The organism is Pseudolysinimonas sp. (assembly GCF_031389465.1).
Classification (GTDB): Bacteria; Actinomycetota; Actinomycetes; order Actinomycetales; family Microbacteriaceae; genus Pseudolysinimonas_A.
Genome location: NZ_JANMSQ010000201.1, coordinates 1 through 6,601 on the forward strand (window position 1 = coordinate 1; position 6,601 = coordinate 6,601).

The 6,601-nt window shown below is 65.7% G+C and carries 6 protein-coding genes and 1 tRNA gene; 2 read left to right on the plus strand and 5 right to left on the minus strand.

The window, feature by feature from the left end; all coding sequences use genetic code 11:
* The 5 genes from rplA to RMO30_RS08030 form a co-directional block, all read right to left on the minus strand.
* A partial coding sequence (rplA, locus tag RMO30_RS08010) for a 50S ribosomal protein L1 (protein ID WP_309711707.1) occupies positions 1-704 on the minus strand: 704 nt, incomplete at its 3' end.
* 2 nt (positions 705-706) lie between these two features.
* Positions 707-1,138 (minus strand): 50S ribosomal protein L11, encoded by a 432-nt coding sequence (gene rplK / locus RMO30_RS08015; RefSeq protein ID WP_309711710.1) that lies wholly within the window; start codon positions 1,136-1,138, stop codon positions 707-709.
* A 198-nt stretch (positions 1,139-1,336) separates the two neighbouring features.
* On the minus strand, positions 1,337-2,302 hold the full coding sequence (locus RMO30_RS08020) for a transcription termination/antitermination NusG family protein (RefSeq protein WP_309711713.1): 966 nt from the start codon (positions 2,300-2,302) through the stop codon (positions 1,337-1,339).
* Positions 2,303-2,383: 81 nt separating this feature from the next.
* Positions 2,384-2,668: a preprotein translocase subunit SecE gene (gene secE, locus RMO30_RS08025; protein ID WP_309711716.1), complete on the minus strand. Its 285-nt coding sequence runs from the start codon at positions 2,666-2,668 to the stop codon at positions 2,384-2,386.
* 61 nt (positions 2,669-2,729) lie between these two features.
* A tRNA-Trp gene (locus RMO30_RS08030) sits at positions 2,730-2,802 on the minus strand.
* A 348-nt stretch (positions 2,803-3,150) separates the two neighbouring features.
* Here RMO30_RS08030 and RMO30_RS08035 point away from each other — a divergent pair.
* Positions 3,151-5,223, plus strand: coding sequence for a choice-of-anchor G family protein (locus RMO30_RS08035; protein WP_309711719.1), 2,073 nt, complete (start codon positions 3,151-3,153; stop codon positions 5,221-5,223).
* A 288-nt stretch (positions 5,224-5,511) separates the two neighbouring features.
* Positions 5,512-6,601, plus strand: a 1,090-nt coding sequence (locus RMO30_RS08040) for a CAP domain-containing protein (protein WP_309711722.1), incomplete at its 3' end; no start/stop codon positions are given.

The window sequence follows — 6,601 nt, forward strand, 5'->3', positions numbered from 1 at the left end:
CACTCAGTGGCGGGCTTGACCTTGGTCGGATCGACCGGGACTCCCGGGCTCATCGTCGAAGCGACGGTGATCTTCTTCATGTAGCGACCCTTCGAGGCGCTCGGCTTGAGCCGCAGGACCTCGTCGATGGCGGCGAAGTAGTTCTCCGTGAGCTGGGCATCGGTGAAGGACGCCTTGCCGACGATGAAGTTCAGGTTGGCGTGACGGTCGACGCGGAACTCGATCTTGCCGCCCTTGATGTCCTCGACCGCTTTCGCGGGGTTCGGGGTCACCGTGCCGGTCTTCGGGTTGGGCATGAGGCCACGCGGGCCGAGCACCTTGCCGAGACGACCGACCTGGCCCATGAGCTCGGGCGTCGAAACGGCGGAGTCGAATGCGGTGTATCCCGCCGCGACCTTCTCGATCAGCTCGTTGCCCCCCACCTCGTCAGCACCCGCGGCGAGCGCTGCCTCAGCGGCGGGACCGGTCGCGAATACGATGACGCGGGCGGTCTTGCCGGTGCCGTGCGGGAGGATGACGGTGCCACGCACCATCTGGTCGGCCTTGCGCGGGTCGACCCCGAGCTTCAGCGCAACCTCGACGGTCGAGTCGAACTTCTTCGACCCGGTCTCGCGGGCGACTGCGACAGCCTCGTTCGGACCGTAGAACTTGCCAGCCTCGATCTTCTCGACGGCGGCGCGGTAGGTCTTGGAATTCTTGCCCATGATTACGCCTCCACCGTGATCCCCATCGACCGGGCGGTGCCGGCGATGATCTTCATGGCTGCCTCGACGTCGTTGGCGTTGAGGTCGGCCTGCTTCTGCTCGGCGATCGAGCGAACCTGGTCACGGGTGAGCTTGGCGACCTTGACCGTGTGCGGGGTCGGAGACCCCTTCTGCACGCCGGCGGCCTTCTTGATGAGTTCCGCGGCCGGCGGGGTCTTGAGGATGAACGTGAACGAACGGTCCTCGTAGACGGTGATCTCGACCGGGATGACGTTGCCGCGCTGCGACTCGGTCGCCTCGTTGTACGCCTTGCAGAACTCCATGATGTTCACGCCGTGCTGACCCAGTGCCGGGCCGATGGGCGGGGCGGGGTTCGCGGCGCCGGCGTTGATCTGGAGCTTGATCAGGCCGGTCACCTTCTTTGACTTAGCCATGTGCTTCTTTCTTGTCGTGCGTCACGTGGACGCGCTCCCGACATCCGGGCTGTTCCCGGATGCGGTGATGCTGCCCGAAGGCAACCTCCCGAGGATACCCTCCCCGGCGGAATCCCGCCATAGATCCATCTGGGCGCAGATGGACCCACCTCGATCTGGGTCCGATCGCGCCTAGATCCATCTGGGCGCTACGAGTACCTACAGTTTGGTGACCTGGTCGAAGGAGAGCTCGACCGGGGTCTCGCGCTCGAAGAGCGAGACGAGCACGGTGAGTTTGCCGCTCTCGGGCTTGATCTCGCTGATCGTGCCGGGCAGACCCGCGAACGAGCCTTCCTTGATCGTGATCGTCTCGCCGACCTCGAAGTCGATTTCGGCGGGGATGACGCGAGCCGTTGCACCCTTGCCGCCGCCCTTGCCGCCCACGGCGCCCTTCGAAGGCGCTTCGACGACCTGCACGAGGCTCTTCAGCATGTTGAAGGCCTCTTCGAAACGCAGCGGGGTGGGATTGTGGGAGTTGCCCACGAAGCCGGTGACTCCGGGGGTGTGCCGCACGACCGACCAGGAGTCTTCGTTGAGTTCCATGCGCACGAGCACGTAGCCGGGGATGCGCACGCGGGTGACCAGTTTGCGCTGGCCGTTCTTGATCTCGACGACGTCTTCCATCGGGACCTGTACCTCGAAGACATGGTCTTCCATCGCCATCGAGATCTTGCGGCTCTCGATGTTCTGCTTCACACGCTTCTCGAAGCCGGCGTAGGAGTGGATGACGTACCACTTACCCGGCTTGCCGCGCAGTTCACCACGGAACTCCTCATACGGGTCGACCGCGGCCTCTTCTTCGGCCTCGATGGTCTCCTCATCGGTCGCCGCGGCCAATGCGGCGTCGGCTTCTTCGACGGAGTCGATGTCGAGTGCGTCGTCGACGATCGCGTCGGCTTCGGGGTCGTTGGCGGCGTCGAGGGCGTCGAGCATCTGCTCGAGGCCCGCTTCGACCGACTCCTCGTCGTCGTTCACGTCGTCGATCACGTGGATCGCGACATGCTCGGCGGCGTCGACGGAGTGCACATCCTGGTCGAGGACGTTGCCCTCCTGAGCCTCGTCCTCTTCGGAGGACTGCTCGGCGGCCGTCGCGAGGTCGATGTCGCGGCGCTCTTCTTCAGACACGGTTTCAGATTCCTTCTCTGTACTGCGGAGGCTCAGCCTGCAGTTGCCACAGGGTCACGAGCGGTGCGGGCTTTCGCGGGCTCAGGGGATGAACGCGGCGCCGTCACCGAACACCCAGGCCACCGCCCAGCCGAACACGAAGTCGAGACCGTAGACGATCGCCATCATGATGACGACGAACACGATCACAACACCCGTGTAGCTGAGGAGTTCGCGCCGGGTCGGGCGCACCACCTTGGAGAGCTCGGTGAAGACCTGACGGATGAAGAGGGCGATCCGCGCGAACGGTCCCCGCCGCTCGGCGCGATCCCGCTTGGCATTCGCGACGAGATCCTCGCTCGGCTCGTCGATCACCTTGCGTGCCACAACATCCAACCTTTCATCGATCCCAGGGCCGATTTGATGCCCTGGGTTGCCCTGAGATTCGCAGGGCGGACAGGACTCGAACCTGCAACCTGCGGTTTTGGAGACCGCTGCTCTACCAATTGAGCCACCGCCCTCGGTGCGTACCCCCATCCGCGACTTCCGGAGCGCGGGCACGACGAAGCTTGGCGTTTTCAGCCAACCGAATCAGTGTACGTCATCTGCAAATCCGCTCGTGAACCCGCGTCATAGCCCCGGGGGTAGACGGTCTCTTCTAGTGACGGGGACCCAACCAGCCCCGCCGCATCACAACCAGAGACACCACAACTGCATACAGGCGTACGAGACTGTGATCAGGTTTCAACGAAGAAGTCGTCGAACGCCGAAGCCGAAGCTCTCCCGGACGGCCCCATGGGCCGTGGCTACGCCGAGGCACATCCTGACCGCAGCCTCCTCGTCCGTATCGGACCAGGAAGGCAAGAGACGTGTTCACCACTGCACACCCGCGCGTGGCGACTCCTCTAGGGGGATCGGCAGCTCGGAACAATCACGGAACGGCCAAGCGCATTGTCGCCACCGTCACCGCATTCGTCCTCGGCGGGGCTTTCGCCCTCGCCGCCCCACTCGCCACCTCGGCGGACGAGCTACCGGAGTCCTACGCGAAGGGGCAGTTCCTCTCCGGAACCGTTGCCGGGTTCGATCTCGATCAGATCGTCTCGCTCGGTGCTGCGGAGGCCTCGAACGATGGCACGCAAGCCACGCAGGTCGAAAAGGACCCGCTCGACGCGGACGTTCTCGATGGCAGCTACGTCATCGAAGAGGCCGAGTCGCCGCAGGTCGAACTCGACGGCGTTCAGATCGGCCCAGCCGCCCAGTACGCCGAGGCGAACGACGACGGCACCTCGTTGGGTGCCAGCGGTGCGATCGCCGATGACGGCGCGATCGGCTTCGGCGATCACCAGAGCACTCCGCCGGCGAACGCGACACTCGACCTTCAGGTTCTGCTCGGCAACGAGTTCGCCTCGACCCTGGCCGACCTGAAGCTCGAGCTCGGCGCGCTCTCCGCATTGGCTCGGGCCGACCTCGACACGGCGTCGGGTGACTACCAGATCGCGGATGCGGTGCTCACCTTCTCGAGCCCTGCCATCGCGGACCTCACCCCAAAGGTGGACTCGGCGCTCGAAGAGGTCGTGGATGCCATCGGTGAGCTGATCGGCGGTAACGGTGCGTTGGTCAACGACGTCAATGGACTACTCATCCAAGTCGACCCGGCGTTGAACCTCCTCGGCGGAAACGCCGACGTGTCGGTGACGATCGACGCAGGCAACCTCGAGGACGTCGTTCACGAGATCCTCAAGAAGGAGTACGGCAACGGCGCGGTTTCGTTCGATCTGGAAACCGGCGAAGTGCATGTCGACCTCGAGGCGCTGCTCGGTGGAGACCTCAACGATCTGGCCCCCGGTACGGAGCTGCTCTCTGACACCGTCGTCAACCAGATTCTCGAAGGGATCGCCACCACCGTCGCGACCATCGCCGACCAGGTAGTCGAGGAGGTTGACGAGGCGCTTCACGACGCGACGGTCGACATCCACGCCGACCTGTCGACGAACGTCGCGCAGGCGCCGATCGCGCGGGAGGTGTGCCAGCTGGTGAACCGCGTGCTCACCACTCCGGTGCTGCGAAACGCGACGAGCCTGGAGCTCATCACCAACGGGTTGCTCGGCGACGTCAGCACACTGCTCAACACCGGTGCGATCGGAAGTCTGACGGACAGCTTGGCCGACGACATCGGCGACTTCGTGCTCGTCAATGGTGTGATCCAGCGGATCACCGGCTTCGTCAACCAGACGGTTCAGGACAACGTCTGCAACCCGACGTCCACGCCGGTCGCGCCGCTCACTACGAGCGTCGTGCTCGACATCGAGGCGACGGTCGACGAACTGCTCTACGGAACCGCGGCGACCGCGGTGGCGGATGTCGACATCCTCGGCATCGACACCGATCTCGACCTCGACGTCCTGCTGGGCGACCTGGGCGGTTCGTTGCTCGACGGTCTATTCGACGGTGACGGCGCGGTGCAGGACCTCGTCGACGCACTCGAGACGAACCTGGTGCACCCCGCAACCGATGCTCTGCTCGGGTCGGGGGTCGGAACTGTCGGCGAGGCGCTGAGAGACGCGCTGTCGGTGAAAGCAAACGTGCAAGAGCTGACTTCGACAGGCGGCGGCGGCGAGTTCACCGAGACCGCCATCCGGGTCTCGGCATTCGGTGAGGAGCTCGCGACACTCAACCTGGCGCAAGCGACGGTGGGTCCGAACGTGACCACCGTCGTCGATCCCGATTGCACCGATCCCGGCGGCTGCGACACCGGCGGAGAGACCGTGACGTCTCCCGACGGCGGCGGCCTCAGCGGCGGCGGCCTCGGCGGAAGCCTTGCCTACACCGGCATCGGGATCGCGACGCTGATTGCGGTCATCCTCGCACTGCTGGCAGCGGGTACATATCTGGTGCGGGAGAGCTACCGCCGCAACCACCCGGTCGTGACCACGATTCGGTAGCCCGGTAGCGAAGTACGCAGCCGGAGTCGTCGGGCCCCAAACGCATCGACGACTCCGGCTTCGTGCTGCCCAGGCGAGCTTTACGGCGTCCGAACATCCTCAGGTTTGGCACCACTGTGAGGGGCACCACTGTTGGGGGGAGACTTCCCGGCGTCAGGGCACATAGCGTCAGGGTAACGAGGTTCACTTCCGAGCCTCGGGTGCGCGGACCCCGCCTCGTCCGATGACTAAAGCCAGTCTCGGATCCGAGTCGCGCTGTTCGGTAGCTCGACTTCGGAGTCGCACATCATGTCATCCGTCACTCGGACGGACACGCCGTCGCGTGCCCGCATCCTCGTCGCCGTCGCCATCACCGCGATCGCGACCATTCTCGCTCTCCTCGCCCCGCCTGCCTCGCAGGCCGCGACCGGGGTCCCGACCCTCGCCCAGATGATGCAACGCGTCGTGGACGACACCAACGCCGTTCGCTCGGAAGCTGGCCTGCCGGGCCTTGTGCGCAACGCCGATCTCGACCGAGTGGCCGCCGCATGGGCGCGCCAGCAGTGGGAGAACGGCGCAATGAGTCACAACCCGAACTACTCGACGCAGATCCCGCCCGGCTGGCAGCGAGCGGGCGAGAACGTCGCGAAGGGCTACAGCTATACGCAGGTCGTTCCCGCCTGGAAGGCGTCACCCAGTCACTACTCGAACCTCGTGAACGACTACACGTCGATCGGCATCGGCTACTTCGAGCAGGACGGCCGTCGCTATTGGTCGCAGGTGTTCGCGAAGTACCCCGGCGTCGCACAACCCGCTCCCGCTCCCGCACAGCCCGCTCCGACTCCCACGGCGTCGAGCCGCCCGACACCGGCCCCGACCGCCACACCTGCACCATCTCCTGCGGCCGAACCCGCGGCTCCGGCCGGCGTGGCGATCGCCCTGAGCTCGCCCTCTTTCGAGAGCGGGCTCGGCTCGTGGTCGGCGCCCTCGGGCACCGTCAGCGGCCCGAACTCGAGCGCACGCGGTGGAGTCCGGTCGCTACTCGTGCCGGGCGCCTCCGGCCGCACGATCGTGCAGACCGTCGCGACGACGGTCGCCGCCGGATCGACTCACGCCTTCACCGTCTGGCTTCGCGCCGACGGCACGGCGACGGGGACAGTGCGGTTGCGTACCGTCGGCGGCACGGGCACGGAGGTGGGGTCAGTGAACTTCACAGCCTCCTCGTCGGGCTGGCTCAAGGTGTCGGTCACTTTGACCGCGAAGAGCGCACACACCGGGTTCCGCCTCGAAGTCGTGACCTCGGGGTCAGGTCGCACCTACCGCGTCGACTCGGCGTCGCTCGTTCGCACGCGGGAGCCCGCGACGTCGACGGCACCAGTCCCGACGACGGCACCAGCCC

What these genes read in the sequence shown, in the direction of transcription:
- rplK (WP_309711710.1), bottom strand. Translation starts at nt 1,138, where the DNA reads ATGGCTAAGTCAAAGAAGGTGACCGGCCTGATCAAGCTCCAGATCAAC.